Origin of the sequence: Arsenicicoccus dermatophilus, from assembly GCF_022568795.1 — a bacterium.
Classification (GTDB): Bacteria; Actinomycetota; Actinomycetes; order Actinomycetales; family Dermatophilaceae; genus Arsenicicoccus; species Arsenicicoccus dermatophilus.
Genome location: NZ_JAKZHU010000001.1, coordinates 926,002 through 952,697, shown reverse-complemented (window position 1 = coordinate 952,697; position 26,696 = coordinate 926,002). Strand labels below are relative to the sequence as shown.

23 protein-coding genes are annotated in these 26,696 nt (G+C 73.0%); 11 read left to right on the top strand and 12 right to left on the bottom strand.

Annotated features, from left to right (window positions below; genetic code table 11):
* Position 1 precedes the first annotated feature (1 nt).
* Genes MM438_RS04480 through glf form a run of 4 tightly spaced genes read right to left on the bottom strand, consistent with a single transcriptional unit; the run spans position 2 to position 5,018 of the window.
* On the bottom strand, positions 2-742 hold the full coding sequence (locus MM438_RS04480) for an ABC transporter ATP-binding protein (RefSeq protein ID WP_241451332.1): 741 nt from the start codon (positions 740-742) through the stop codon (positions 2-4).
* Positions 743-1,615, bottom strand: a complete 873-nt coding sequence (locus tag MM438_RS04475) for an ABC transporter permease (RefSeq protein ID WP_241451331.1) — start codon at positions 1,613-1,615, stop codon at positions 743-745.
* On the bottom strand, positions 1,612-3,792 hold the full coding sequence (locus MM438_RS04470; RefSeq protein ID WP_241451330.1) for a glycosyltransferase: 2,181 nt from the start codon (positions 3,790-3,792) through the stop codon (positions 1,612-1,614). Before MM438_RS04470 ends, MM438_RS04475 begins: the two co-directional genes overlap by 4 nt.
* Positions 3,789-5,018, bottom strand: coding sequence for a UDP-galactopyranose mutase (gene glf / locus MM438_RS04465; protein WP_338155500.1), 1,230 nt, complete (start codon positions 5,016-5,018; stop codon positions 3,789-3,791). Before glf ends, MM438_RS04470 begins: the two co-directional genes overlap by 4 nt.
* A 117-nt stretch (positions 5,019-5,135) precedes the next feature.
* Between glf and MM438_RS04460 the strand changes: the two genes are divergently transcribed.
* The 3 genes from MM438_RS04460 to MM438_RS04450 are packed head-to-tail and all read left to right on the top strand — an operon-like array spanning position 5,136 to position 7,658.
* On the top strand, positions 5,136-5,819 hold the full coding sequence (locus tag MM438_RS04460) for a glycosyltransferase family 2 protein (RefSeq protein ID WP_241451328.1): 684 nt from the start codon (positions 5,136-5,138) through the stop codon (positions 5,817-5,819).
* Positions 5,816-6,301, top strand: a complete 486-nt coding sequence (locus MM438_RS04455; RefSeq protein ID WP_241451327.1) for a DUF2304 domain-containing protein — start codon at positions 5,816-5,818, stop codon at positions 6,299-6,301. The genes MM438_RS04460 and MM438_RS04455 overlap by 4 nt, the downstream gene beginning before the upstream one ends.
* Positions 6,288-7,658, top strand: coding sequence for an LCP family protein (locus tag MM438_RS04450; RefSeq protein WP_241451326.1), 1,371 nt, complete (start codon positions 6,288-6,290; stop codon positions 7,656-7,658). The genes MM438_RS04455 and MM438_RS04450 overlap by 14 nt, the downstream gene beginning before the upstream one ends.
* 93 nt (positions 7,659-7,751) lie before the next feature.
* On the opposite strand, the gene MM438_RS04445 is transcribed toward MM438_RS04450, so the two are convergent.
* The 3 genes from MM438_RS04445 to MM438_RS04435 are packed head-to-tail and all read right to left on the bottom strand — an operon-like array spanning position 7,752 to position 10,717.
* On the bottom strand, positions 7,752-8,594 hold the full coding sequence (locus MM438_RS04445) for a glycosyltransferase (protein ID WP_241451325.1): 843 nt from the start codon (positions 8,592-8,594) through the stop codon (positions 7,752-7,754).
* Positions 8,591-9,547, bottom strand: a complete 957-nt coding sequence (locus MM438_RS04440) for a glycosyltransferase (RefSeq protein WP_241451324.1) — start codon at positions 9,545-9,547, stop codon at positions 8,591-8,593. Before MM438_RS04440 ends, MM438_RS04445 begins: the two co-directional genes overlap by 4 nt.
* A 3-nt stretch (positions 9,548-9,550) precedes the next feature.
* Positions 9,551-10,717 carry an acyl-CoA dehydrogenase family protein gene (locus MM438_RS04435; RefSeq protein WP_338155499.1) on the bottom strand — a complete coding sequence of 389 codons (1,167 nt, stop codon included), beginning with the start codon at positions 10,715-10,717 and terminating at the stop codon, positions 9,551-9,553.
* A gap of 165 nt (positions 10,718-10,882) precedes the next feature.
* Between MM438_RS04435 and MM438_RS04430 the strand changes: the two genes are divergently transcribed.
* The 3 genes from MM438_RS04430 to MM438_RS04420 all read left to right on the top strand — a co-directional run bounded on the left by MM438_RS04430 (position 10,883) and on the right by MM438_RS04420 (position 14,990).
* A complete protein-coding gene (locus MM438_RS04430; RefSeq protein ID WP_241451323.1) occupies positions 10,883-11,170 on the top strand; it encodes a hypothetical protein in 288 nt (95 codons plus the stop codon).
* Entirely contained in the window at positions 11,167-12,375 is a 1,209-nt protein-coding gene (locus tag MM438_RS04425; protein WP_241451322.1) for a cupin domain-containing protein, read from the top strand. Before MM438_RS04430 ends, MM438_RS04425 begins: the two co-directional genes overlap by 4 nt.
* 308 nt (positions 12,376-12,683) lie before the next feature.
* Positions 12,684-14,990 carry an FG-GAP repeat domain-containing protein gene (locus tag MM438_RS04420; protein ID WP_241451321.1) on the top strand — a complete coding sequence of 769 codons (2,307 nt, stop codon included), beginning with the start codon at positions 12,684-12,686 and terminating at the stop codon, positions 14,988-14,990.
* Positions 14,991-15,119: 129 nt separating this feature from the next.
* Here the strand turns inward: MM438_RS04420 and purE are convergent, their stop codons facing one another.
* Positions 15,120-15,638, bottom strand: coding sequence for a 5-(carboxyamino)imidazole ribonucleotide mutase (gene purE, locus MM438_RS04415; RefSeq protein ID WP_241451320.1), 519 nt, complete (start codon positions 15,636-15,638; stop codon positions 15,120-15,122).
* Positions 15,635-16,858 (bottom strand): 5-(carboxyamino)imidazole ribonucleotide synthase, encoded by a 1,224-nt coding sequence (locus MM438_RS04410; RefSeq protein WP_241451319.1) that lies wholly within the window; start codon positions 16,856-16,858, stop codon positions 15,635-15,637. Before MM438_RS04410 ends, purE begins: the two co-directional genes overlap by 4 nt.
* A 350-nt stretch (positions 16,859-17,208) precedes the next feature.
* On the opposite strand from MM438_RS04410, the gene MM438_RS04405 reads away from it, so the two are divergent.
* Entirely contained in the window at positions 17,209-19,281 is a 2,073-nt protein-coding gene (locus MM438_RS04405; protein WP_241453288.1) for an acyltransferase family protein, read from the top strand.
* A gap of 96 nt (positions 19,282-19,377) precedes the next feature.
* Positions 19,378-19,896, top strand: coding sequence for a GtrA family protein (locus MM438_RS04400; protein ID WP_241451318.1), 519 nt, complete (start codon positions 19,378-19,380; stop codon positions 19,894-19,896).
* Positions 19,897-19,963: 67 nt separating this feature from the next.
* On the opposite strand, the gene MM438_RS04395 is transcribed toward MM438_RS04400, so the two are convergent.
* The 3 genes from MM438_RS04395 to MM438_RS04385 are packed head-to-tail and all read right to left on the bottom strand — an operon-like array spanning position 19,964 to position 22,837.
* Positions 19,964-20,773: an enoyl-CoA hydratase/isomerase family protein gene (locus MM438_RS04395; protein WP_241451317.1), complete on the bottom strand. Its 810-nt coding sequence runs from the start codon at positions 20,771-20,773 to the stop codon at positions 19,964-19,966.
* A 54-nt stretch (positions 20,774-20,827) separates the two neighbouring features.
* Positions 20,828-21,973, bottom strand: a complete 1,146-nt coding sequence (locus MM438_RS04390; RefSeq protein WP_241451316.1) for an adenylate/guanylate cyclase domain-containing protein — start codon at positions 21,971-21,973, stop codon at positions 20,828-20,830.
* Between the two features lie 51 nt (positions 21,974-22,024).
* A complete protein-coding gene (locus MM438_RS04385; RefSeq protein WP_241451315.1) occupies positions 22,025-22,837 on the bottom strand; it encodes a biotin--[acetyl-CoA-carboxylase] ligase in 813 nt (270 codons plus the stop codon).
* A gap of 24 nt (positions 22,838-22,861) precedes the next feature.
* On the opposite strand from MM438_RS04385, the gene MM438_RS04380 reads away from it, so the two are divergent.
* The 3 genes from MM438_RS04380 (at position 22,862) to MM438_RS04370 (ending at position 26,590) form a co-directional block, all read left to right on the top strand.
* Entirely contained in the window at positions 22,862-24,472 is a 1,611-nt protein-coding gene (locus tag MM438_RS04380) for an acyl-CoA carboxylase subunit beta (RefSeq protein ID WP_241451314.1), read from the top strand.
* 56 nt (positions 24,473-24,528) lie between these two features.
* A complete protein-coding gene (locus tag MM438_RS04375; RefSeq protein ID WP_241451313.1) occupies positions 24,529-24,792 on the top strand; it encodes an acyl-CoA carboxylase epsilon subunit in 264 nt (87 codons plus the stop codon).
* Positions 24,793-24,901: 109 nt separating this feature from the next.
* Entirely contained in the window at positions 24,902-26,590 is a 1,689-nt protein-coding gene (locus MM438_RS04370; protein WP_241451312.1) for a DUF885 domain-containing protein, read from the top strand.
* Positions 26,591-26,696 lie beyond the last annotated feature (106 nt).

Genomic DNA, 26,696 nt, shown 5'->3' with positions numbered 1-26,696 from the left:
CTCAGCCCTCTCCGCGCAGGTGGGCCACGGCCTCGCCGATCGGGCCGTCGTGGACCAGACGCCCCCGCTCGAGGACGACGCCGCGGTCGCAGACCCGCTGCACCATCTCCAGGTCGTGGGTCACGACGACGAGGGTCTGGCCCATCTCCTTGAGCGCCGCCACCCGGTCCAGGCACTTGCGCTGGAAGGGCTCGTCACCCACGGCGAGGATCTCGTCGATGAGGAAGATGTCCGGCTCGGAGTGCGCCGCGACGGCGAAGGCCAGGCGCAGGAACATGCCCGAGGAGTAGAACTTCACCTCGGTGTCGATGAACTTCTCGATCTCGCTGAACGCGACGATCTCGTCGAAGCGCTCGTCGATGGTGGCTTCCGACATACCGAGGATGGAGCCGTTGAGGTAGACGTTCTCCCGACCGGTCAGGTCCGGGTGGAAGCCGGCGCCGACCTCGATGAGCCCGGCGATCCGGCCCCGGATCCCGACGCTGCCGCGGTCTGGCAGCATCACGCCGGACAGCAGCTTGAGCAGCGTGGACTTGCCCGACCCGTTGAAGCCGAGGAGCCCGACGGACTCCCCCTGCGCGACCTGCAGGGACAGGTCGTCGAGGGCGAGGAAGGTCTCCGACAGCTCGCCCTTGCGGCCGCGCACGGTCCACATCGCCCACTCCTTGAGGGAGTGGGAGTGGCGCAGGGTGAAGCGCTTGTCGACGTGGTCGACGTCGATGACGGTGAGGTGGTCGGCCATCTAGAGCTCCTGGGCGAAGCGGCCTTCGAGCCGCCGGAAGACCATCTGACCCAGCCCCACGACCAGGCCGGACAGGGCGAGGCCGAGGAGGCTCCACCAGGGCCAGCTCGGCGGCATGTCGGCGGTGACGCCGCGGGTGGGGATCCAGAAGGCGTAGTGGATCAGCTCGACCGCGGCGGTGAGCGGATTGACCTGGTACAGCGCCCACAGCCACGCCGGCAGCGCGTCGTGGACCTTCTGCCAGGTGTAGAGCACCGGCGACAGCCAGGTGGCCATCATCACGATGAGGTCGACGAAGTTCTCCGCGTCCCGGAAGAGCACGTTGACGGCGCCGAAGAGCAGCCCCAGACCCAGGGCGAGGAGCCCGGTGATCAGGATCGAGCCGGCTGCGGCGAGCAGGTGCAGCGGACCGGGCCGCCACCCCACGAAGAGCGCGCCGACGAGCAGCACGACCAGCTGGGGCACGAAGTGGATGAAGGCCACCCACACGCTCGCCACCGGGAAGAGCTCGCGCGGCAGGTAGATCTTCTTGACGAGGTCGGCATTACGCACGATCGAGCGGGTGGTGTTGCCGAAGATCTCGTTGAAGAAGTTGACCATCACCACGCCGCTGAACATGTAGATCACGTAGTTGTGGATCGCGGCCTCGAGGCGCAGGAACTTCCCGAGGGCGAGCCAGAACACGAAGATCTGCACGGCCGGCTTGACGTAGGACCACAGCAGCCCGAGCACGGACCCGCGGTAGCGGACCCGCATCTCCTTGCGGACGAGCAAGGAGAGCAGGAACCGCCACCGAGGTATGTCGAGCAGCCCGTTCGAGCGCCCGGGGGCGACCAGAGGCGCGTCCGCGAGCGCGGTGGAGGCCGGGCTCATCGCTCCTGCTGGTCCCCGCCGTGCGCCGCCTCGTCCTCGCCGGGCGCCGCGCCGTGACGCGCGCGGTAGCCGGGATCGGTCCGGTCCAGGGACTCCTGGTCGGAGCCCTCCTGAGCGACCGCCGGGGCACCCTCGGACGTGGTCGACGCGGTGCCCTCGGAGGCACTCTCCTGGTCGATGCCGAAGGTCTTGGCCCAGGCCTCCATCGACGTCAGCTGGGCCGCGCGGGCTCGATACTGCTCGCGCAGCTGCTTCCACTCGCTGTACAGCCGGGCGCGCAGCATCGAGCTCTCGGCCATCAGGGCCTTGAAGGTCTGGGGATCGCGCTTGTACCACGCGGCCCCGGTGCCGTCGGCCTTGGACACGAGCGCCGAGTCGTACTGCGACAGGATCCAGAACTTGCTCTGGTAGTGCGGGATCGAGGCCTGCGGGCGCTCCTGCGACTTCGCGCTGGTGGGCAGCAGGTGACGGGCTGCGGTCTTGAGCGCGAACGGTGCGACGGTGCGGGCGTTGGGCTGCTGGGGCAGGCGTCCCTTGCGAGCCGGCTTGCTCCGGTCGACCAGCGGGTAGGCGTCGGGGTCCGCAGAGTAGCGCGAGTCGTCGAACTCCTTGGCCATGGCGCGCAGCTGGGGCATCGTGCCCTCGATGGACCGGTGCAGGTGGTCCGGGCCGCTGAGGATGTCCTTCATGGCCTTCACCCGCAGCGACTGCGGGTAGTACTGCGAGGAGATCGTGTGCTTCACGTCGTTGAAGAAGAGCTCGCGGACCAGGCGGCCACCGTGGTCGTAGGGCGAGTGCAGCAGACCGACGAGCAGGCGGTTGCGCTCGTGGTAGTACGCCTGCCAGTCGACGGCGTCGTCCTTGTCGATCCAGGACACGTGCCACACCGCGGCACCCGGGAAGGACACCGTCGGGTAGCCCGCCTCGCGGGCGCGCAGGCCGTACTCCGCGTCGTCCCACTTGATGAAGATGGGCAGGGACAGCCCGATCTCCCGGATGACCTGGGTGGGGATGAGGCACATCCACCAGCCGTTGTAGTCGACGTCCGCGCGGCGGTGCATGAAGGCGGTGGCGCGCAGGTTGGAGCGGGACAGGTCGTGCCGCTCCTTCAGGCCCGGCAGCGAGCCCCACAGGAAGCGCCAGCGGTTGACCTCCTCGCCGAAGGCGTGCAGCACCGAGCGGTTGTGCAGGTCGAACATGTGGCCGCCGACGATCGTGGGCACCCGGCAGTAGCCGGCGAAGTCCAGCGCCCGCAGGATGCCCTCGGGCTCGATGTTGACGTCGTCGTCGAGGACCATGTGGTAGTCGCTGCGACCGGCCTTGACCGACTCGTACATCCCGCGCGAGAAGCCGCCGGAGCCGCCGAGGTTGCCCTGGCGGATGAGGCGCAGCTGGTCACCGAGCGCGGCCGCCGCGGCGGGCCAGGTGGGCTCGTCCTCGACGAGCTGGCTGCCCTGGTCCACGACATACACCATGTCGATCCGCCGGCGCAGCTCCTCGGCCTCGGACAGCGCCTGGATCGTCTTGGCGCAGTAGTCCGCCCGGTTGAAGGTCGTGATGCCGATGCTCAGGGTGCCCGGGCGCGGCGGGGTGCCCGCCACCTGCCAGTCGGCCTCCTCCAGGACCAGGCCGGACTCGCCCGCGACCAGGTCGAACCAGTACCACCCGCCGTCACCGAAGGTCTTGAGGTCCAGCTCGAAGGTCGTCTGCTCGTCCTGGCCGGACACCGTGCGGGTCGCCACGCGCTGGGCGCGACCCGTGGCGTTGGAGCGGTAGACGAGGACCGAGCCCTCGCCGCTGGTGCGCACGCGCAGCCGCACCTGGTCCACGACGGTCCAGGCCCGCCAGTAGCTCGCCGGGAAGGCGTTGAAGTAGGTCGCGAAGGAGGTGCGCAGGCCGGCGGGCATCCGCACGCTGCGGCGCGACAGGATCTGCTCGCCGCGCAGGGTGTCGCCCACGGCGTTGCTGGTCGACACGGCGGTCGCCTCGGCCATGGCGGCCTGCGCCTCGGTCAGGCCGGCCGACTCGGCGGCGCTGACCGCGGCTCGTCCGAAGTCGAGGTAGAGCGGCAGCGTGTCCTCGTCGGAGGCCAGGGGCATGACCACGCGGGCCACGGTCGCCCAGCCGGTCTCCTCGTTCGGGACGGCGTGCGCGCCCAGGTCGGTGGTGGTGCTCATGCGTCGACTCCTCCGCTGACGAGCTCCTCGCCCCGCTCGAAGTGGGGGGCGAGCTTGTTGTCGACCATGCTGAGCGCTGCTCCGATGGCCATGTGCATGTCGAAGTACTTGTAGGTGCCCAGACGTCCGCCGAAGAGCACCCCGCGCTGGGCCTTGGCCAGGTCGCGGTAGCGCAGCAGCTGCTCGCGGTCCTCGGGCGTGTTGACCGGGTAGTACGGCTCGTCGTCGCCGGTGGCGAAGCGGGAGTACTCGCGGTGGATGATCGTCTTGTCCCGAGCCATCTCCCGCTCCGGGTGGAAGTGGCGGAACTCCAGGATCCGGGTGAAGGGCACGTCCGCGTCGGGGTAGTTCATCACCGGGCAGCCCTGGAAGTCACCCACGTCCAGGCGCTCCTCCTCCAGGTCGATGGTGCGCCACCCGAGGCGCCCCTCCTGGTAGTCGAAGTAGCGGTCGACGGGGCCGGTGTACACGACCGGCACGTTGCCCGCCACCGCGTCGCGGGAGAGCTCGTGGCTGCTGTCGAAGAAGTCGGTGTCCAGGCGGACCTCGATGTTCTTGTGGTCGGCCATCCGCTCGAGCCAGGCCGCGTAGCCCTGCGCGGGCAGACCCTCGAAGCGGTCGTTGAAGTAGCGGTTGTCGTACGTGAACCGCACGGGCAGGCGGCTGATGATGTCCGCCGACAGCTTCTCCGGGTCGGTCTGCCACTGCTTGGCGGTGTAGTGCGCGATGAAGGCCTCGTAGAGCGGGCGGCCGATCAGCGACACGCCCTTCTCCACGAAGTTCTCCGGCGTCTTGTCGCCGAGCTCGGCGGCCTGCTCGCGGATCAGGGCTCGCGCCTCGTCCGGGCCGTAGGCCGCGCGGAAGAACTGGTTGATCGTGCCGAGGTTGATGGGCATCGGGAAGACCTCGCCGCGGTGGCAGGTGTAGACCCGGTGCTGGTAGCCCGTGAACGAGGTGAACCGGTTGACGTAGTCCCACACCCGCTCGTTGGAGGTGTGGAACAGGTGAGCGCCGTACTTGTGCACCTCGATCCCGGTATCAGGGTCGATCTCGCTGTAAGCGTTTCCGCCGACGTGCGAACGACGGTCGAGTATCAGAACCTTCTTGTCGAACCTCTCGGCCACCTGCTGGGCCACGGTCAGGCCGAAGAGTCCGGCCCCGACGACGACGAGGTCATGGTTCACGCGGTGCTCCCAATGGTGCGTTCCGGCTGAGTTTCGCCTCACCCTACTTCACGCCCACGAACGCTCATGCGGCGCGGGGAGGCGTGTCCGGGGCGGGGCGAGCCGCGGGCCCGCGGCGCCTGCGCCGCACCCGGGCGAGCACACCGTAGGGTGTGCGTCGTGAACGAGGACGTGTGGCTGGTCGTGCCGCTGTACAACGAGGCGGCGGTCATCGGTGACGTGGTGTCCCACGCCCGCCGCACCTTCCCCAACGTGGTCTGCGTGGACGACGGGTCCAAGGACGACTCGGCCCGCCGGGCCCTGGCCGCCGGTGCCCGGCTGGTCCAGCACCCGATCAACATGGGCCAGGGCGCGGCCCTGCAGACCGGCTTCGAGTTCGCCGTGACCGATCCGGGGATGCGCTACGTCGTGACCTTCGACGCCGACGGCCAGCACCAGGTCGACGACGTCCTGCAGATGCTCGACCGGATCCGCCGCGACGACCTGGACGTGGTCTTCGGCAGCCGGTTCCTGGACGAGCGCACCCGTCCGAGCGCGCTGAAGCGCCTGGTCCTGCGCGCGGCCGTGGCCTACACCAACCTCAGCACGGGCACCCGCCTCACCGACGCCCACAACGGCCTGCGGGTCCTGTCGCGCCCCGTCGTGGAGCGCATCGACCTCACCCAGAACCGCATGGCCCACGCCTCGGAGATCGTCGCGCAGATCGGGGCGATGCGGCTGGACGGTCGTCCGGCGCGGTATGCCGAGGAGCCGGTCCACATCCTCTACACCGACTACTCCCTGGCCAAGGGCCAGTCGCTGTGGAACTCCGTCAACATCCTCGTGGAGCTGATGTTCAAGTGAGGTCGCTGATCCAGCTCGCGCTGATCGCCGCCGTCGTGGCGGTCGTCTTCCGACTGACCACCGCGCGCGGCGCCCGCACCCAGGCCATCCGCCGGCTCGGGATGATGGCCTTCGGCGCCTTCGCGGTGTGGTCCATCCTGGTGCCGGGCGTGTGGACCCGGGTCGCCCGTTTCGTGGGCGTCGGCCGAGGCACCGACCTGCTGCTCTACTCGTTGGTGGTGGCCTTCCTCGCGTACGTCGTGAGCACCCAGCTGAGGTTCCGCGAGTTCGACGTGCGCTTCACCCGGCTCGCCCGGCGGGTGGCGCTGGACGAGGCCACCCGCCGGCACCCGGAGGTGGCCGGCGGCGGCCGGGCCGTCGCCGAGGACCGACACGGCGCGATCCCCTCCAGCACGCCCGCGGCCACGGCGGCTACGGTGATGCGTCCTCAGGACGACAACGACCCCGACCACGAGGCCCCGACTGCTCATGACGCACGCTGACGACCACGAGCCACGCCGCCCCGGGCGCCCCGCCGAGGACGAGACGGAGTCCTACGTCATCGACACCCGCCGCAGCCGCCGCCGGGTGAGCGCTCCCCGCAACCCGCTGGGTGGGTCCGCCCGCCGGACGGGCGGACCCCGCCAGGAGCGGCCGGATCGCGAGCCGGAGCTGGACGACCGCGGGGAGGCCTCCTCGGCATACCCCCGCCCGGGCTCCCCGGCGGGTCGGCCCGGCGAGGCCGGTCCGGACGGGACGCGTCTGATGCCTTCGGACCCGGCGGAGCCCGCGGCTCCGGCCCGGCCGCGGCCGCCCGCGCGACCCGGTCAGCCGGGTGGCCCGGGTCGTCCCCCGAGGGGTCGTCCGGGTGGCCCGGCGGGGCGCGGGGCCTCGGCGGTGCCGCGGCCGCCGCGCCGTCGACGCCGTCCCCCGGTCCTGGCGCTGGCGGCCCTGGTGCTGGTCGCCTGGCTCGCCTTCCTGGTCGTCACCCCGCTCCACGCCTGGAGCACGGTGTCGAACGTCGACGTCACGCCGGCGGGTGAGCGGCCGTCCCGGGTCAAGGGCTACAACTACCTGCTCGTGGGGTCGGACTCGCGCCAGGGGATGACGGCCGAGGAGGAGAAGGCCCTGTCCACCGGTGACGCCGAGGGTCAGCGCACCGACTCGATCATCCTGGTGCACGTCTCGGAGACCGGGCAGAAGTCCGCGATGGTGTCGCTCCCCCGCGACTCCTACGTCCCCATCCCCGGGCACCGCAAGAACAAGATCAACGCCGCCTTCGCGCTCGGCGGTCCCAAGCTCCTGGTGGCGACGGTCGAGGGCGTGACCGGCATCCGTGTCGACGGGTACGTCGAGATCGGCTTCGGCGGCTTCGCCAAGGTCGTGGACTCCCTCGGCGGCGTGGACATCGACGTGCCCTTCGTCATGAACGACGAGAAGGCCGGGATCAACCTCCAGAAGGGGCCGCAGACGCTGGACGGCGCGCAGGCCCTGGGCTTCGTCCGGTCCCGCTACACCGATCCCGAGGGTGACCTGGGGCGGGCCAAGCGCCAGCGGCAGTTCCTCGGCGCGATCATGCACAAGGCCGTCAGCCCGGCCACGGTGCTGCTGCCCTGGCGCTACTGGGGCTTCAGCCACGCGGCGGCCGGCGGGGTCAAGGTCGGCGAGGGCACCGGTGTCGGCGACCTGACCAAGGTGATGCAGGCCCTGCGCGGGGCCTCGACCGGCGACACCCTGTCCCTGGTCGTGCCCATCTCCGACCCCGGCTACCACACCTCCGCGGGCGACGCCGTGAAGTGGGACAGCGAGAAGGCCCGGGCGTTCTTCGCCGCGATCAAGAACGACGAGGCGGTGCGCTGACCCCCGCCCGGTCCGCGTGACGACGGAGCCGCACCACCCCTCGGGGCAGGTGCGGCTCCGTCGTGTCGGCAGGAGGTATGCCGGGGCAGGGCCTCAGCGGTCACCGCGCTGCGCGAGCACCGCGCGGTAGGCGACCCGCCGGATGCCCTCGGGGACGATCCGGTAGACCCCGCGCACCAGCACGTTGCGGACGCACTGCGCGGGCGTGGTGAAACCCATCCGCAGGAAGCGCCGCTGCAGCGCCAGCTCGGTGCGCAGCATCGACCAGCCGCCCCGGCGGGCGTAGGCCCCCTCCCCCACGCGGTAGCACAGCAGCGGCTCGGCGACGTTGGCCACCCGCGCCCCGCCCTGGATCATCCGGGCGAAGAGCAGGTAGTCCTCCATCTGCTTGAAGTCGGAGTAGCCACCCGCCGCCTCGACCGCGCGCCGGCGGTAGACGACCGTCGGGTGGTTGAAGGGCTGCGCCATCCGCGAGGACGCGACGATCCGCTCCTCGGACAGCGGGGGCACCCGGGTGCCGACCACGTCGTCGCGACCGGTGCCGATCTCCAGCATCCCCGAGCCCACGCAGTCCACCCCGCCCTCGACGATCGGCACCTGCACCGCGAAGCGGGTGGGCAGCGAGATGTCGTCGGCATCCATCCGGGCCACGACGTCGTGCGCGCAGCGCGCCATACCCTCGGTGAGAGCGACGCCGAGCCCGCGGTTGACGGGCAGCCGCACCAGCTCGACCGGGACGACCGACCGGGCGACCAGCTCGTCGATGGCGGCCTCCAGCGGTGGCGGCACCGGGCCGTCCTGCACCAGCACCACCTGGGCCGGCCGTCGGGTCTGCTCCACCGTCACCGAGTCGAAGGCCTCGGCGAGATGCCTCGGGTCGTCGGCGCGGTAGACGCACATCAGCACGCTGAAGCCGTGCGCCTCGGGCTGGTTCACTCCTGATCCTCCTCCTGCGACGGGGCCGCCGGAGCCACCGCCGCGGACAACAGCTCCTCGGTCGGGCGCGGCCCGCGCCGCACCCCGTCCCACAGCCCCCGGCCCAGACCGTCCAGCAGCACCCGCCGGTCCGTGGACCGGGCGAGCGTGCGCCCCCAGCGCACCAGGGAGGACCCGCCGTACACCGCCTTCTCCCACGGCGTCAGCGAGCGCGACCGGGTCCACATCCAGACCTTGTTGCGCACCTCCCAGTAGAACCGCGGCCCCGGGTCGGCGTCGGTGGCGCCGAAGGTCTTCGTCTTGTGGACGACGACCGAGGTGGGGCAGGCGATCCCGTGCCCGCCGCGGACCAGGCGCGTGGAGTACTCGAAGTCGTCGTTCCACAGGAAGTAGTCCGCCACCGGCAGCCCGCGCTCGCGCACGACCGCGGCGTCGCACAGCAACGACACGAAGCTCGCGGACCGGACCGGCAGGCAGCCGATCTCGGCGGCCGCGGCGGACTCGGCGGGGCTCGCGAAGGGTGAGCGGCGGGGCGTGTTCATCGGGTGGTCGCGCCCGTCGGTCCACACCACCCGGCTGGCCACGATCGCGGGGATGCCGAGCGGGTGCTCCTCGCGGGCGCGGACGAGCTCGGCGAGGGCCGTGGGGGTGGGGACGGTGTCGTCGTCCATCACCCACAGCGCGTCGCAGCCGAGCTCCAGGCCCCGGCGCAGGCCGAGCGCGAAGCCGCCCGCACCGCCCGCGTTGTGCCGGGCCGTGGTGACGTCCAGCGTCGGGTCACCCGCGGCCCGGGCGGCCAGCAGCTCGCCGGTGCCGTCGTCGGAGGCGTTGTCCACCACCACGACCCGCGTCGGCGGATGGGTCTGGGCGGCGAGCGCGTCGAGGGTCTCGGTGAGCAGGGCCTTGCGGTTCCAGGTGACGACCACCGCCACCACACGCGTCGAGAGGTCCATGACTCAGCCCTCGAGGATCTGCCTGGCCATGACCAGGCGCTGGATCTGGTTGGTGCCTTCGTAGATCTGGGTGATCTTGGCGTCGCGCATCATCCGCTCCACGGGGAAGTCCTTGGTGTAGCCGGCCCCGCCGAGGGCCTGCACCGCGTCGGTCGTGACCTTCATCGCCACGTCGCCGGCGAAGCACTTGGCGGCCGCGCCGAAGAAGGTCAGGTCGGCGTCGCCGCGCTCGGACCGCGCCGCCGCGACGTACACCAGCTGTCGGGCCGCCTCGAGCTCCATCGCCATGTCCGCCAGCATGAACTGCAGACCTTGGAACTCCCCGATGGCCTTGCCGAACTGCCTGCGCTCCTTGACATAGGCCAGCGCGCAGTCGAGGGCGCCCTGGGCGATGCCGACGGCCTGGGCGCCGATGGTGATGCGGGTGTGGTCCAGGGTGCGCAGGGCGATCTTGAGGCCCTCGCCGACCTTGCCGACACGCCGGTCGTCACCGACACGCACGTCGTCCAGGTGCAGCTCGCGGGTGGGCGAGCCCTTGACGCCGAGCTTGCGCTCCGGCTCGGAGAAGCCGACGCCCTCGTCGCCCTTCTCGACGACGAAGGCCGTGACGTTCGCGCCGCGGCGGCCGTCGGGGTCGGTGACCGCGAGGACCGTGTAGTACTCGGAGACACCGGCGTTGGTGATCCACGCCTTGGTGCCGTGCAGGACCCAGTCGTCGCCGTCGCGGCGGGCGCGGGTGCGCATCCCGGCGGTGTCCGAGCCGGCCTCCCGCTCGGACAGGCCGTAGGAGAACATCGCCTCGCCGCGGGCCAGCGGCGGCAGGTAGCGCGCCCTGACCTCCTCGGAGCCGGCGAGGACCAGCGGCAGCGAGCCGAGCTTGTTGACCGCGGGGATGAGCGAGGAGGAGGCACAGCCCCGGGCGACCTCCTCGATGACGATGCAGGTGCCGAGGGCGTCCAGGCCCACTCCGTCGTACTCCGGCGCCACGTGCGGTGCGTGCAGGTCGACCTGGCGCAGCGCGTCGTAGGCGGCCTGCGGGAAGATCCCCTCCTCGTCCACCTGGGCCGCGGCCGGGGCGATCTTCTCGGCGACCACCTGGCGCAGCATCGCCCGGAGCTCCTCGTGCTCCTCGGTGGTCCGGAACAGGTCTGCGGGGATCTTGGCTGGCACGCTCGGAGCCTACCGGTGGGGGTGCGACCCGCCGACCGCGCGGCTCCGTGTCGCGGGCGGGTGACGTGGCACGCGAGCAGGTATGACGGACAGCGGTCCTCGGTATGTCTGCGCCATACCGGGTCGGTCCGGCCCGGTCACGCACGAGACGCAGGAGGCCCCGCCATGACCGATCCGACCCGCTCGGACGACCCGACCGCCACCGACACGGACCGGGTGTTCGACCAGGAGCAGCAGGGGCATCTCTCCCAGGAGCAGGCCGCGGCGCAGGCCCAGGGCCTGGATCCGGCCGCCGGGACGCCGACCGAGGACGCCGGGGGCCCGGCCCGCGGCTCCGGCGAGGCCGACGACGACCAGGCCCCCGTCGACCAGGACGACCCCGAGCTGAGCGGTGCCGACCTGCCCGAGGACCAGGCGGACGGGCAGGGTCCCACCGTCGAGCCCGGCGCGTGAGCGCCGCGGGTGACCGGCCGGCGCTGAGCCGGCTGGTCGGTGACGTGCAGGTCTTCGCCCGCGAGGTGTGGGGCCGACGTCCCTTCCTGCGCACCCACGGGGAGAGCGGCGAGGACTTCGCCGACGTGTTCGGCCCGGACGCGGTGGACGAGCTCGTGGCCCGGCGCGGGCTGCGAGCGCCCTTCCTGCGCCTGGCCAAGGACGGGTCGCCGCTGTCCGACTCGCTCTTCACCACCGCCGGCGGGGTCGGGGCGAGCGTCACCGACCAGGTGTCCGACGACCTGCTGCACGAGGAGTTCGCGAACGGCGCGACCATCGTCGCCCAGGGCTTGCACCGCACCTGGCCGCCGTTGCTGCACCTGGCCCAGCAGCTCGCCGTCGACCTCGGGCACCCGGTGCAGGTCAACGCCTACATCACTCCGCCGCAGAGCCAGGGCTTCGCCGACCACTACGACGTCCACGACGTCTTCGTGCTGCAGACCTCGGGCCGCAAGCGCTGGGTCCTGCACGAGCCGGTCCTGGAGGCGCCGCTGCGCCACCACCCCTGGGCCGCTCGGCGCGGCGCGGTCGAGGACAGGGCGCGGCGCGAGCCCACGCTGGACGTGACCCTGGAGCCGGGCGACGTGCTCTACCTGCCGCGGGGCACGATCCACGCCGCCTCGACCTTCGGCGAGATCTCCTCGCACGTCACCATCGGGGTCCACACCTGGACGCCGTATGCCGCTGCCGAGGTGATCACCGAGCTCGCCCTCGAGCGCGCCGCGGCCGACGTGGTCGTGCGGCGCTCGCTGCCGGTCGGGGTCGACATCACCTCGGACACCTCGGGATTCGCCGACGCCCGGGCCGCGCTGGTCCGCGCGGTCGAGGAGCTCGACGACGCCGCCATCAGTCGGGCGCTCGCCCGCCGCGACGAGCGCAGCCGTCGGCTGGCGCCCCTCTCCCCGATCGCGCAGGTGCAGGCCGGCCTGGACCTGCACGAGGCCAGCATGGTCCGGCTGCGACCGCACCTGTCGGTGGCCGTCGAGCCGGTGCCTGCCGACGACGCGCAGCTGATGCTGACCAGTCGTCGTGGGACCCAGCGGGTGCCCGCCGCCCGTCGCGAGGCCGTGGACGCCCTGGTGGCCGGCGGGCCGGTGCCCGCGGGCGAGCTGGGCCTGGAGACCAGCCGCACGCTGCTGCGGGCGGGTGTCGTGCTGCCGGCCTGACCGCGGCGGCCCCGGGCTCACCTCCGGGTCGAGTCCCCGGCCGGCTGCGGGCGAAGCGGCCCCGACCACGGCGTCACGTGGTCGGGGCCGCTTCGTCATGCCCGGGACCGGTTGCCTCGCCCTCGTGCTGGCCGGCGCGGCCGGGTGGCCGCGGCCCCCACTGCCGGGGCTGGTCCGGTGGCGGCGGGCGACCCGGGGGGTGGTCGATTCGGTGACGGATGGGCGAGATGGAGGGGTTTCCACCCTCCTGGCAGTTGCTTGAAGTAGTTTTACTTATACACACAGTGACTACTGTCAGGAGTCCCGCTATGCCCGCACACCCCACGCCCCGCCCGGGACGGGTCGCTCCCCTCGCCATCGGCGCCGTGGCCGTCACGCTGGGTCTTGCCGCTGTCGGCAGCCCTGCCCAGGCGGCGGGCAAGGGCCCCGACCGGCTCGCGATCGCCACCGCCGACCTCACGACGCCCCGCACCGCCCGCCCGGCGGCCGGCGCCCGCGCCGCGCTGGACGCCCGCACCCGCGACACCGCCCCGCGGGTGGCCGGCGCCGCACGTCGCGCCGCCACCACCGCCAAGGGCCGGCCGAGCAGCGTCGGCACCACCCAGGGCGTCCCCGCCGGCTGCGCCCCCCTCGGGCTGCAGGCCGACCAGCTGCGCGACCGCACCTGGATCCTGTGGAGCACCACCGACGCGTCCGGCGCCCCCGTGGTCTCGGGCACCGCCACGGTCTCTCGGCTGCGCGAGGGCTCGACCACCTGGCAGACGGTCGGGACCGTCCCCGCGACCGCCGGCGCGATCCTCGACGGCACCCAGTCGCCCGCAGGCCCCGCGTCGTACCGGATCACCACCACCGTCAACGGCACCGCCTTGACCTGCGAGATGGCCGACGCCGCAGGCGAGCCCGTGACTGGGCTGAGCATGTTCCCCGACGCCGGCCCCGGTGTCCCCGACTTCGCGTCCGCCACCACCGCCACCGCGAGCCTGCAGCTGCAGAACGACAGCTCCCTCGCGATGCCGCTGGAGCCCTCCTCCAGCCTGCCGGACACCGTCACCCCCGCCTTCAGCCCCGACGGGCAGTGGCTCGCCTACAGCCGCTGGACCGACGGCTCGCGCACCGGCGCCGACCTGGTCCTGCAGCGGGCCGACGGACGCGGCACCCCCAGCCTGCTGCGCGGGGCCGCCGCCGACGCCGCCGCCCCGGTCAACCTCGAGCCGAGCTTCTCCCCCGACGGCCGCTGGTTGTCGTGGGTGCGCTACGCCCCGGACACCGCCGGGCGCTACGTCCCCCGCGACATCCAGATCCGCGACAACGCCACCGGCACCGTCCGCACCCTGTCCAAGGCGTACGGCGCAGCCACGTGGGACCGTGACAGCGCCACCCTCGTCGCCGCCGACGTGCTCACCCCCACGGGCGGCCTGGTCACGATCGACGTGACCTCCGGGGCCGTCACGGCCCTGTCGGGCACCGCCGGGGGCTACGACCCCACCGTCACCCGGACCGGTCAGATCGTCTTCGCGTTCGACACCGGCACCGCGCGCGGGCTGCGGACCCGCACCACCACCACCGCGACGGGCACGGTGTCCACCCGCTACTCCGCGGGCGCCGGTGCCTCCCTGAGCAACCCCCGCGTCACCCGGGACGGCTCGGCGGTCTACTTCCGGATGGACCTCGACCCCGACACGACCCCCTCCTCGGGCGACGAGACCACGGGCGTCTACCGGCTCGTCGGCAGCAGCGCCTTCCCCGACATCACCGCGGTGGGTGGCACCGCCGCGGACCAGGCGTCGGTGGCCGTGAGCTTCGACCTGCGGATGGCGCCCGGCAAGGGCACCTCCGACCTGAACGGCGACGGCGCGAACGACCTGGTCGGCAAGGACGCGTCGGGCAACCTGTGGCTCTACGCCAACACCCGCGTGGACAGCGCCCCGCTGCGCACCCGCACCCAGATCGGCGTGGGGTGGAACGTCTTCAACCTCGTCCTGACCCCCGGCGACCTCACCGACGACGGGATCGGCGACATCCTCGGCCGCGACGCCTACGGCAACCTCTTCCTCTACCCGGGCAGCGGCGCCGGCACGGTGCGCGGCAAGGTCCAGGTCGGCAAGGGCTGGACGGGCTACACCATCGTCTCGGTCGGCGACTGGGACCGGGACACCCACGCCGACCTCGTGGCGCGCGACTCCGCCGGCGCCCTGTGGCTCTACCGCGGCTCCGGGCGCACCCACGTCCCCAACGTGCTCTTCGGCAGCCGGGTCCAGATCGGGACCGGCTGGTCCGGGCTCAACGCGATCGTGGGCGTCGGGGACGCCAACTACGACAACAAGGCCGACCTGCTGGGCCGGGTCGCGAGCACCGGGCGGCTGGTGAGCTACTTCGGGCCCGGCGACGCGTCCCGCAACTACGGCGCGTCCACCACCAACACCACGTCGTCCTTCGCGTCGTTCTCCCAGATCGTCGGCGCGGAGCGCTACTCCGGCTACGGCACCAGCCTGGTGATGGTCGACTCGGCAGGCAACATGCAGGACGTGCTGTTCACCGGGGACGGGCAGCTGGCCTATCCCTACAGCACGCAGCAGATCGCGACGGGCGGCTCGGCCTTCCGCTGGGCGCCCTGACCCCGAGCTCGCGGCCCGCCTCCCCCACCCGGGGCGAGACGCAGGAGCCACCGGACACGGCGGGGGTGGTGCACCGAGGCAGGGTGCACCACCCCCGCCGGCGTCCCCGGCTCGGTCTCGGACGCCCTCTCAGGCGCGTCGGGAGCGCAGCCTCTCGCCCTTGGCGCGGGCCTGGTCGCGCAGGTCGGCCTGGAAGGCGACCATCGCCGCGCGCACCCGCCGGGCCTCGTCGTCGGTGCCGGCGCCGATGATCCGCGCGGCCAGCAGGCCGGCGTTGCGGGCGCCGCCGATGGACACGGTGGCGACCGGCACCCCTGCCGGCATCTGCACGATCGACAGCAGCGAGTCCATCCCGTCCAGGTGCTTCAGCGGCACCGGGACCCCGATCACGGGCAACGGCGTGACCGCGGCCAGCATCCCGGGCAGGTGGGCGGCCCCGCCGGCGCCCGCGACGATCACCTGCAGGCCCCGCTCGGCGGCGGTCTCGCCGTACCGGATCATCTCCGTGGGCATCCGGTGCGCCGACACGACGTCGGCCTCGTAGCCGATGCCCAGCTCGTCCAGCGCCTGCGCCGCACGCTCCATCGTGGGCCAGTCCGAGTCGGAGCCCATCACGAGCCCGACCACGGGGCGGGGGGATTCGGTCATTCGGTCACCACTCCTTGCAGGTAGTCGCAGGCATGCCGCGCACGCTCGCGCAGGTCGTCCAGGTCGTCGCCGGACACGTCGACGTGCCCGATCTTGCGTCCCGGTCGCACGTCCTTGCCGTAGAGGTGGAACTTCATCTCGGGGTCGCGCGCCATCAGGTGCAGGTAGGTGCGGTAGAGCTCGGGATGGTCGCCGCCGAGGACATTGCCCATCACCGTCCAGCGCGCCCGGGAGCGGGTCGACCCGAGCGGCAGGTCGAGCACCGCGCGCAGGTGCTGCTCGAACTGGCTGGTGACCGACCCGTCGATGGTCCAGTGACCGGAGTTGTGGGGGCGCATGGCCAGCTCGTTGACGACGTATGCCGGTCGCTGCGCTCCGTCCGCCCCGACCTCCCGCGTCTCGAACAGCTCGACCGCCATCACCCCCGTGACGTCGAGCTCCCCCGCGATCCGCAGCGCCGCCTCGGCGACGAGGGAGGACAGCGTGTCGTCCAGGTCGGGTGCGGGAGCGAGGACCTCGGTGCAGATGCCGTCGACCTGCACCGTCTCCACGACGGGCCACACCGCGGCCTGACCGGACCGGGAGCGGGCGACGAGCACGGCGAGCTCACGGGTGAAGTGGACGGCCTGCTCGGCGAGGAGCCCGTCGGACAGGCCGCCCTCGCCCGCCGCGACCTGCTCGGCGGCCGCGTCCAGCCAGTCCTGGGCCTCGTCGGCCGACGCGACCAGGCGGACGCCCTTGCCGTCGTAGCCGCCTCGCGGGGTCTTGAGCACCACCGGCCATCCCACCTCGGCGCCGAAGGCCTCGAGCTCGTCCCGGGTCCGCACCTGCGCCCAGCGCGGGCAGGGGATACCGAGGTCGGTGAGCCGGCGGCGCATCACGAGCTTGTCCTGGGCGTGGACGAGAGCCGCGGGCCGCGGCTCCACGGTCACCCCGGCGGCCTGCACGGCCCGGATCACCTCCGAGGGCACGTGCTCGTGGTCGAAGGTCACCACGTCGCACCGCCGCGCGAAGGCCACCACGTCGTCGACGCTCGTGTGGTCGCCCACCGGGGAGCTCGGCACGACGAGGGCCGCGGCGGCGGTGTCGGACTCGGCGAGGACGGACAGGGTGACGGCCAGGCCGACGGCGGGCGGCGCCGACATCCGGGCGAGCTGGCCGCCGCCGATGATCCCGACGACGGGGAACCCACCGGGGGCACGAAGAGGAGCGGAGGTCACGGCGCACAGACTACGGGCTGTGGCCGCGCGCCCACGCGATCACCCCGAGATACCGCCCTCTGCCGCGGGATTCGGCATCTACCAGCCGGTACGGCTAGGGTCCGGGCCTCATGGGAGGCAGGCGGCAGGGGCGGACGCAGGGGTCACGCCGCCGACGGGTCCTCACCCGCCGCTCCTCCGGGGTCGAGGTGTGGCTGCCCGAGCCGGACCCGAGACACCCCGCGCAGGCCCCACGACCGGCGCCGTCCTCCCGCCCCACGCCGCCCCCACGACCGGCGCCGTCCTCGCGTCCTACGCCGTCCTCGGGCGGCCGTCGACCGGATCCGCCCCGTCGGGCCGAGCCGGGTCGGGTGTGGCCGCCCGAGGCCGCCGAGCCGCCCCGCCGGCGCCGACGCCGCCGCCGGGCCCCCCGTCCCTCCCGCGGCCGTCGGCCGGAGATCCAGGGCCTGCGTGCCCTGTGCATCGCCCAGGTGCTCTGCTACCACGCCTGGGGCCTCGGGTCCCCCGTCGGCGTCGACGTCTTCATCACCATCTCGGCCTACCTCATGACCGGCGCCTTCCTGCGCCGGGCCGAGGGGGGTCAGACCCCCTCCGTCGTGGAGCGCTGGGTGCTGACCTTCAAGCGGCTCCTGCCCCCGCTCGTGGTCACCGTGATCGCCTCCGTCCTGGCCGCGCTCGCCCTGCAGCCGCAGAACCGCTGGCACGGTGTCCTGTGGGACGGCCTGGCGTCGGTGACCTACTGGCAGAACTGGCGCCTGGCCGCCCTCGCCGCGGACTACTTCGCCGAGGACCACAGCGCCGCGTCCCCGCTGCAGCACCTGTGGTCCATGTCCATGCAGGGCCAGGTCTTCCTGCTCTGGCCGGTGCTGATGGCGAGCTGCCTGCTGCTGGCCCGGCGCCTGGGCCGCGGGGTCCGCTCCGTCGTGGCCCTGACCTTCGCCCTGGTCGCCGCGGGCTCGCTGGCCTGGCTGCTGCTCGCGGCCCCGGCCGGGGGTGCGGTCTACTTCGACACGCGCGCCCGGCTGTGGGAGTTCGCCCTCGGCTCCGCCGTCGCCGCGGTCGCCCCGTGGGTGCGGCTCCCCCCGAGGGCGGCACGGCTGACCGCGGGTGCGGGGCTGGTCGTCCTCCTGCTGTTCTTCACCGTGCACCTCGGCAGCTACCCGGGCCCGGCGGCGCTGGGCCCCATGCTCGCGGTGAGCGCCATCCTGGTGACCGGCCAGGGCGAGGGCCGGGGCCGGGTCGCCGAGCTGCTGTCGGCGCGGCCGCTGATGTGGGTGGGTGACATCTCCTACTCGCTCTACCTCGTCCACTGGCCGGTCTTCGTGAGCTACCTGGTCGCGACGGACCGGCAGCGGCTCGGGCCGTGGAGCGGGCTGCTGCTCATGGCCGTCTCGCTCGGGCTGGCCCAGCTGCTCACCGTGCTGGTCGACCGGCCGGCCCAGGCCTTCCCCCGGCGTGGGCCCTCCCTGCGCCTGCAGGCGGCGATGGTGGCCGGCAGCCTGGCTGTCGGCCTGGTCCCGCTGCTCGGGGGTCAGGCGATCCTCGAGCGCAGCCACGCCCAGCAGGTCCAGGCCGCCGCGTCCGAGGCGGGCTCGGGCGACCACCCGGGGGCCCGGGCCCTCGCACCCGGCGCCCCGGCCCCGACCTTCGGCGCCCCGCCGATCCCCGGCCCGCTGGCCCTGTCCCAGGAGTGGGTCCCGGGCTTCCCCGGCCCCTGCTCGGCCCGGCAGACGGCCCGGCTCGCCGGCCTCAAGACCGGCTGCGGCGTCCTGGCCGCCACCCGTCCGGGCGCCCGCAAGGTCCTCGTGGTCGGCGACTCGCACACCGAGCAGACCACGGTGCCGCTGGTGACCGAGCTGGCCCGCCGGCACGGGTGGCAGGCGACGTCCTACCTCACCGGGGGGTGCGCCTTCGGGCAGGTGCGTCACTACGCCGGGTCCTGCGCCCGGCGCAACCAGGCCGTCCTCGACCTCATCGCCCAGGACCGTCCCGACCTGGTCTTCCTGCACACGACCTACGCGGTGGCCGACTCCCCCGCGGAGGAGCTGCGTCCCGGGGTGGAGCCGCTGGTGCGCGACCTCACCTCCCGGGGGATCACGGTGGTCGGGCTGCGCGACAACCTCCGCTCCACCCGGCACCTGTACGAGTGCTCCTCCTCGCGGCCGGACCGGGGGGCGACCGGCGGGTGCGTCCTGGACCGGACCCGCCACCTGGCCGCCGTCGACCCGGGCCGGGCGCTGGAGCAGATCCGCGGCTACCACCACCTGGACCCGACCGACCTGTACTGCGTCGGCACCCGCTGCCCGACCATCATCGGCAACGTCTTCGTCTACCTCGACCCCCACCACCTGACGGCGAGCTACTCCCGCACGATGGCCCCCCTGCTCGCCGATCGGGTCGACCGGCTCCTGCAGCTGCGGTGACGGCCGTTCAGCGCACGGTCATCCCTGGTCGCACCCCCTGTCGGCGCCAGGACAGGTCGGGTACGGTGCGACCGTGACTACCCCCTCGTCCCCCGGTTGCAGCGTGTCGTCGAGGTGCTCTGGCGCGAGGTCGCGAAGTTCGGCGCCGTCGGGCTCGTCGCCTTCGTCGTCGACGTCGGCATCTCCAACGCCCTGTGGGGTACCCAGGCCAGTCCCGGCCCGATGCACGACAGCGCCACCAAGGCCAAGTGCATCGCCGTGGCCGTGGCGACGGTCGTGGCCTACCTCGGCAACCGCTTCTGGACCTATCGGCACCGGCGCCGGCCGGCCATGGCGCACGAGTTCGCCATGTTCCTGTTCTTCAACGTCGTCGGCATGGCGATCGCCGCCGCCTGCCTGCTGGTCAACGACTACGTGCTCGGGCGCACCGACGCGCTGTCCCGCAACATCGCCGGCAACGGCGTCGGCCTGGTGCTGGGCACCCTGTTCCGCTTCTGGGCCTACCGCACCTTCGTCTTCCGCGACGAGCGCCCGGGCGACCCGGAGCCGCTCGCGCCCGAGGTCGCCGGCACCCGGGCCGAGGAGCCGAGCAAGCCCACCACCACCGTCGCCTGAGGGCTCGCACCCCGCACCGACGGGTCGGCGCCCGACGGCTGCTGCCGCGGGCGCCGACCGGCGCGGGTCAGACCCCCGGCCAGCGCGGGGTGCGCTTCTCGGCGAAGGCCCGCACGCCCTCGGCCCGGTCCCCGCTGAAGGCCGTCGCCCGCCAGCAGCCGTCCTCGATCTCCAGCCCGGCCACGAGGTCCACGTCGGTGCCGAGGCGCATGGCCTTCTTGGCGTTGCGGACGCCCACCGGCGAGTGCTGCGCGACGACCTGGGCGATCTCCAGCGCCCGGTCCCGGGCGGTGCCCGCCTCGACGACCTCGTCCACCGCCCCGAGCGCCGCGGCCTCGTCGGCCGTCGTCCGGGCAGCGGTGAAGATCATCCGCGCCGCGCGGGACCAGCCGACGCGACGGGTGAGCAGCTGGGTGCCCCCGCCGCCGGGGATGACGCCGACGGAGACCTCGGGCAGGCCCACGGTGGCCCCGGACCCGCACACGATCAGGTCGCAGGACAGCGCGATCTCGAAGCCGCCGCCCAGCGCGAAGCCGTCGACCGCAGCGACGGCGGGCACCGGGAGCGCCAGCACCCCGCCATACGCACCGCGGGCCACCGGCCGCTGCGCCATCAGGTCGGCGTCGGTGAAGCCGTTGCGCTCCTTGAGGTCCGCGCCCACGCAGAAGGCCTTGGGGTGGGTCGACGTCACCACGACCGCGCGCACCTCCCCGGTGAGCGCCAGGTCGGCGAGCGCCCGGGTGGCCGCGCCCAGGTCGCGGGCCATGGCCGTGGAGACGGCGTTCATCGCCTCGGGCCGGTCGAGGGCGAGCTCGGCGACGTGGCCCTCCTGCCCGTGGCGGGTGATGGTGACGTTGTCGAAGGTCGGCGTGGTCATCGGCGAGGCTCCTGTCGGGCGCGGGTGATGGGGGCGGGGCCGCGTGGTGCGGCGTCAGGGGTGCCGCGGCAGCGGGTGAGGTATGGCGGGCCGCAGCGCGTCCAGGGTCGAGGCCGGCACCGCCCGCTGCAGCAGGGAGGGGGTCACCACCCCGACGCCGCGCAGGGTGCGGGTGCGTTGCCGTGCGGTCCGCAGCTCGGGCACGCCGGTGAGCAGGCTCGCGAGGTGGTCGTCGACGAGGACCTTGCCGGAGGGGGCGACCGCGGTGAGCCGGGCGGCGCGGTTGACGGTGTCGCCGAAGACGTCGCCGAGCCGGGAGACGAGCTTGCCGTGGGCGAGGCCGACGCGCACCGGCGGGAGCAGCTCGTCGTGGCGGATCTCGTCGACGAGGTCGAGGGCGAGCCGGGCGCCGTCGACGGGGTCCTTGGTGACGAAGAGCACCTCGTCGCCGACGGTCTTGATGACCCGGCCGCGGTGGGTGGTGATGACGTCGGAGCACAGGGCCTCGAAGCGTTGCACGACCTGGGCGAGCTCCCGCTCGGACAGGCGTCGCACGAGCGAGGTGAACGACACCAGGTCGGCGAATCCCACGCAACGGCGCAGTCCCTGGGTGCTGACGGTGGGGTCGGCGTCGGCGACCATCCGGGCCGTGGCGGCGGCCAGGTGTCGCCGCCAGGCGTAGACGAGGAGCGGCTCGAGGGCGTCGGCGAGCTCGGCGACCTTCTCCGCCGCGGCGATGGCGGTGGCCTCGTCGGGCTCGGCTCGGGTGGAGTCGTGGCCCTCGTCGGCCACGGCCGCGCGGCGCAGCTCGACGTCCCCCTGGGCCCAGGGGGAGAGGAACTCGGCGAGGACCGAGCACTGCCAGACCGAGAGCCGGTCCGCGGTCCGGGCGAAGGCTCGGGTCAGTCCCAGCGCGGTGTCCTCGTCGATCTGCCCGCTGCGCACCAGCGCGGCCATCTGGCCGATGGCGTCGAGGTCGTAGCGCGAGAACACGGTGTCGTCCTGCGGGCTGACGGGGAAGCCCAGGGCCTTCCAGAACTTCTCGGCGGTGCGCACCGAGACGCCGACGGTGCGGGAGACCTCACGGCGGTCGCGGTCCAGGGGCCCGCCGAGGATCTCGGTCTGGACGGTCTCCAGGCGCGGGTCGAGGCGGGCCTGGGCCTGCGAGAGGGACCGGGGTCGGCCTGTGGCCTCACCCATGGCTGCCTCCTCCCGGCCACGCCCACGTCGGCGCGCCGGGACCATCTTGCCTCAGTCCGCGAGGCGCGCGTGCACGACGTCCCCGGCCGCATGGGCCGTCTCGCCGACGTCGGTGCGCACGACCAGGCGGCCGGCGGCGTCGACGCGCTCGGCCCGCCCGTGGCGCACCGAGCCGTCCGGGAGGCTGATCGCGACCTCCCGGCCGATCGTCGCGCAGGCGTCGGCATACTCCCGGACGAGCGTGGGCAGCCGTGCGGGGAGCGCCCACTGGGCGTGACGGCGGCCGAGGGCCGTGAGCACCGCGACGACCACGTCCTCCCGCCCGACGTCCAGGCCGCACAGGGCGAGCGAGGTCGCGCGCTCCACCGGCAGGTCGCCCCGCTGCTGGTGCACGTTGATCCCCAGACCGAGCACGGCCAGGCCCGCCGCGGGCACGAGCTCGCAGAGCACGCCGCAGACCTTCCGCTCGTCGTCGGTGGTGACCAGGACGTCGTTGGGCCACTTCAGCACCGCGTCCGGCAGGCCCAGCGAGACGAGCCCGTCGCGGACGGCGAGCCCGGTGAGGAGCGGCAGCCAGCCGAGGTCGGCAGCCCGCGCGACCGGGGCCGGGACGCAGGCCGACAGGGTCACCGCCATCCCGGGCGGCGTCTCCCAGGAGCGCGTCAGCCGCCCGCGACCGGCCTGCTGGTGGTCCGCGGTCACGACCTGCCAGGGGCGGGGGTGACGGACGAGCTCCGCGTTGGTGCTGTCGACCCGGTCCAGCACGGTCACCCCCAGCCAGGGGGACGAACCCCCGTCCGGACCAGCGGACATGGCGTCGGTCACACGTGCGGTCAGGGCGTCTTCTCGGAGGGCGGAGGTCACGACCCCAAGGCTATGGTGACTGCCATGGCTGACGCTCCCTCCACCCCTCCGGCCGAGTTCGACCTGGCGACCACCGCGGGCCGTCTGGCCGACCTGCACCACCGCAACGACCAGGTGCGACGCGGTGCCTCCGACAAGGCCGTCGAGAAGCAGCACGCCCGCGGCAAGCAGACCGCCCGCGAGCGGGTCGAGGCCTTCCTCGACGAGGGCTCCTTCGTCGAGCTGGACCAGTACGCCCGACACCGCTCGACGGCCTTCGGCCAGGACAAGGTCCGCCCCTACGGCGACGGCGTGATCACCGGCTACGGCACGGTCGACGGTCGCCAGGTGTGCGTCTTCGCGCAGGACTTCACGGTCTTCGGCGGGTCGCTCGGCGAGGTCTTCGGCGAGAAGATCGTCAAGGTCATGGACTTCGCCATGAAGATCGGCTGCCCGGTCGTCGGCCTCAACGACTCCGGCGGCGCGCGCATCCAGGAGGGTGTCGCCTCCCTCGGGATGTATGGCGAGATCTTCCGCCGCAACGTCCTGGGCTCCGGCGTCATCCCGCAGATCTCGCTCATCATGGGCCCCTGCGCGGGCGGCGCGGTCTACTCCCCCGCCATCACCGACTTCACCGTCATGGTCGACCAGACCTCGCACATGTTCATCACCGGCCCGGACGTCATCAAGACGGTCACCGGCGAGACGGTCGGCATGGAGGAGCTCGGCGGTGCCTCGGCGCACAACGCCAAGTCCGGCTGCGCGCACTACATGGGCTCCGACGAGCAGGACGCGATGGACTACGTCAAGGAGCTGCTGAGCTACCTGCCCAGCAACAACCACGAGGACCCGCCGGTCTTCGACCACGAGGTCGACCTGGCCCCCACCGAGCTGGACGTGGCCCTGGACACGATCATCCCGGACTCGCCCAACATGCCCTACGACATGCACGAGGTCTTCACGGCGATCCTGGACGACCAGGAGTTCCTCGAGGTCCAGTCCCTGTTCGCGCCCAACATCATCACCGGCTTCGGCCGGGTCGAGGGCCACAGCGTCGGCATCGTGGCCAACCAGCCGATGCAGTTCGCCGGCTGCCTGGACATCGACGCGTCCGAGAAGGCCGCCCGCTTCGTGCGCACCTGCGACGCCTTCAACGTGCCGGTGCTGACCTTCGTGGACGTGCCCGGCTTCCTGCCCGGCACCGACCAGGAGTGGAACGGCATCATCCGCCGCGGCGCCAAGCTGATCTACGCCTACGCCGAGGCCACCGTGCCGCTGGTCACCGTGATCACGCGCAAGGCCTACGGCGGCGCCTACGACGTCATGGGCTCCAAGCACCTCGGTGCCGACGTCAACATCGCCTGGCCCACCGCGCAGATCGCCGTCATGGGTGCGCAGGGCGCGGTCAACATCCTCTACCGCAAGGAGATCGCGGCGGCGCAGGCCGAGGGGCGCGACGTCGAGGCGGCGCGGGCGCAGTTCATCAAGGAGTACGAGGACCACCTCGCCAACCCCTACGTCGCGGCCGAGCGGGGCTACATCGACGCGGTCGTCGCGCCGCAGGACACCCGCCGCAACGTCGTCCAGGCGCTGCGGGCCCTGCGGACCAAGCGGGAGACCCACCCGCCCAAGAAGCACGGCAACATCCCGCTCTGACCGGCGCCGAGCCGCACCCCCGTCCGCGAGACCCCCGAGCGATCCCAGGAGCCCGCATGAGCGAGACCACCACCACCGCTCCAGAGGCGACCCCCGAGGAGCAGCCGGCCGCCGTACCCCCGCTGCTGACCGTCACCAAGGGCACCCCGACGGACGAGGAGCTCGCCGCGCTGCTCGTCCTGCTGGCCGCCGCCTCCGGAGGCGAGACCGACGACGAGGGCCCCCAGCACGGCATCTGGGCCAGCCGCGCCCGGAACCTCGGCGTGTCCTCGCTGGGACACCGCCGTCGCTCCTCGTGGGCGTGGCGCTCCGCGCGCTGAACTGCCCGTCTGCGTCGACCCGGCCTCGGCCCGCGTGCCCCGCTCCCCCGAGCGCGGCACGCGGGCCGTAGCCGTGCCAGGTCCGACCAGGTGGGCTACGGTCGGACGGGTGAGCACCCCCAGGACCGCCAGCCCCACCGCCGTCGACCGCATCGCCGAGGAGTTCGTGCGCGAGAGCCTGGCTCTCAGCCCGCTGCTCGCGACCTACATGGGGGTCGTCGGCCACGACGACGAGATCGACGACTTCTCCCCCGACGGGCTGCGCCGGCGCTCGGAGCTGCGCGCCCGGACCCTGGCCGCCCTGGCTGCCGTCGAGCCGCAGACCGACGCCGACCGCGTCACGGTGGCGGCGATGACCGAGCGGCTCCAGCTGCAGGAGGAGGTCTACGCCGCCGGTCTGGAGGAGGCCTCGCTCAACGTCATCGGCTCGCCGCTGCAGGACATCCGCGCGGTCTTCGACGTCATGGCGCACCAGTCCGTCGAGGAGTGGGCGACGATCGCGCTGCGCATGGCCCGGGTGCCCCTCGCCCTGGAGCAGTACCAGGAGTCCCTGCTGGCGGCCCGCGAGAAGGGCAACGTCTCCAGCCGCCGGCAGGTGGAGGCCTGCCTCCAGCAGTGCCGGGACCTGGTGGCCCCCGACGGCTACTTCGACGGCTTCCTGCGGGGTGCGCTGGCCCCCTCCGTGGCTCTGCCCGCCGAGCTGCGCGAGCGGCTGGGCAACGAGGTGGGCGCCGCCCGCGCGGCCTACGCGCGCATGGCGGACTTCCTGCGCGACGAGCTGCTCGACGACGCCCCCGAGCAGGACGCGGTCGGCCGCTCGGTCTACGAGCTGTGCTCGCGCATGTTCCTCGGTGCGACCGTCGACCTGGAGGAGACCTACCGCTGGGGTCAGGAGGAGCTCGCCCGGATCACCGCCCAGATGCAGGAGGTCGCCGAGCAGGTCCGTCCCGGCGCCACCGTCGCCGAGGCGATCGCCGCCCTGGACGCCGACCCGGCATACACCCTCCACGGCACCGACGCGCTGCGCGAGTGGATGCAGGGCAAGGCCGACGAGGTGATGACCATGCTCGACGGTCGCCACTTCGACATCCCCGAGCCGGTGCGGCGGATCGAGTGCTGCATCGCCCCCACCCAGACGGGCGGGATCTACTACACCGCGCCGTCGGACGACTTCTCCCGGCCCGGCCGCATGTGGTGGTCGGTGCCCAAGGGGGTCACCACCTTCTCCACCTGGCGCGAGCTGACGACCGTGTACCACGAGGGCGTCCCCGGCCACCACCTCCAGCTGGGCCAGGCCGTCGCCAACCGGGAGCAGCTCAACTCCTGGCGACGCCAGCTGTGCTGGACCTCGGGGCACGGCGAGGGATGGGCGCTGTATGCCGAGCGGCTGATGGCCGACTTCGGGCACATGGACGACCCGGGCAACCGCATGGGCTGGCTGGACGGACAGTCGCTGCGGGCCGCCCGCGTGGTCCTCGACATCGGGGTGCACTGCGGTTTCGAGGCACCCGCCGAGGTCGGCGGCGGCGCCTGGACCTATGACAAGGCCTGGGCCTTCCTGCGTGCCCACTCCACCATGGACGAGGCCTTCCTGCGCTTCGAGCTGGACCGCTACCTCGGGTGGCCGGGCCAGGCGCCGGCCTACAAGATCGGCGAGCGACTGTGGCTGCAGCTGCGCGACGAGGTCCAGCAGCAGGAGGGAGAGTCCTTCTCCCTCAAGGACTTCCACCGCCGGGCTCTCGACCTGGGGGGCCTTCCCCTGGACGTGCTCCGCGACGCGGTGCTCGGCACCCTGTGACCTGAGCGGGCAGCGGCGGGCGGGAGCCCGCGGGGCGCGCCGCCGCCCGCGCCCCCGCCCGCCGCGGCACCGGGGCGGGGCAGGTCCTGGCTGGCAGGATGACGCC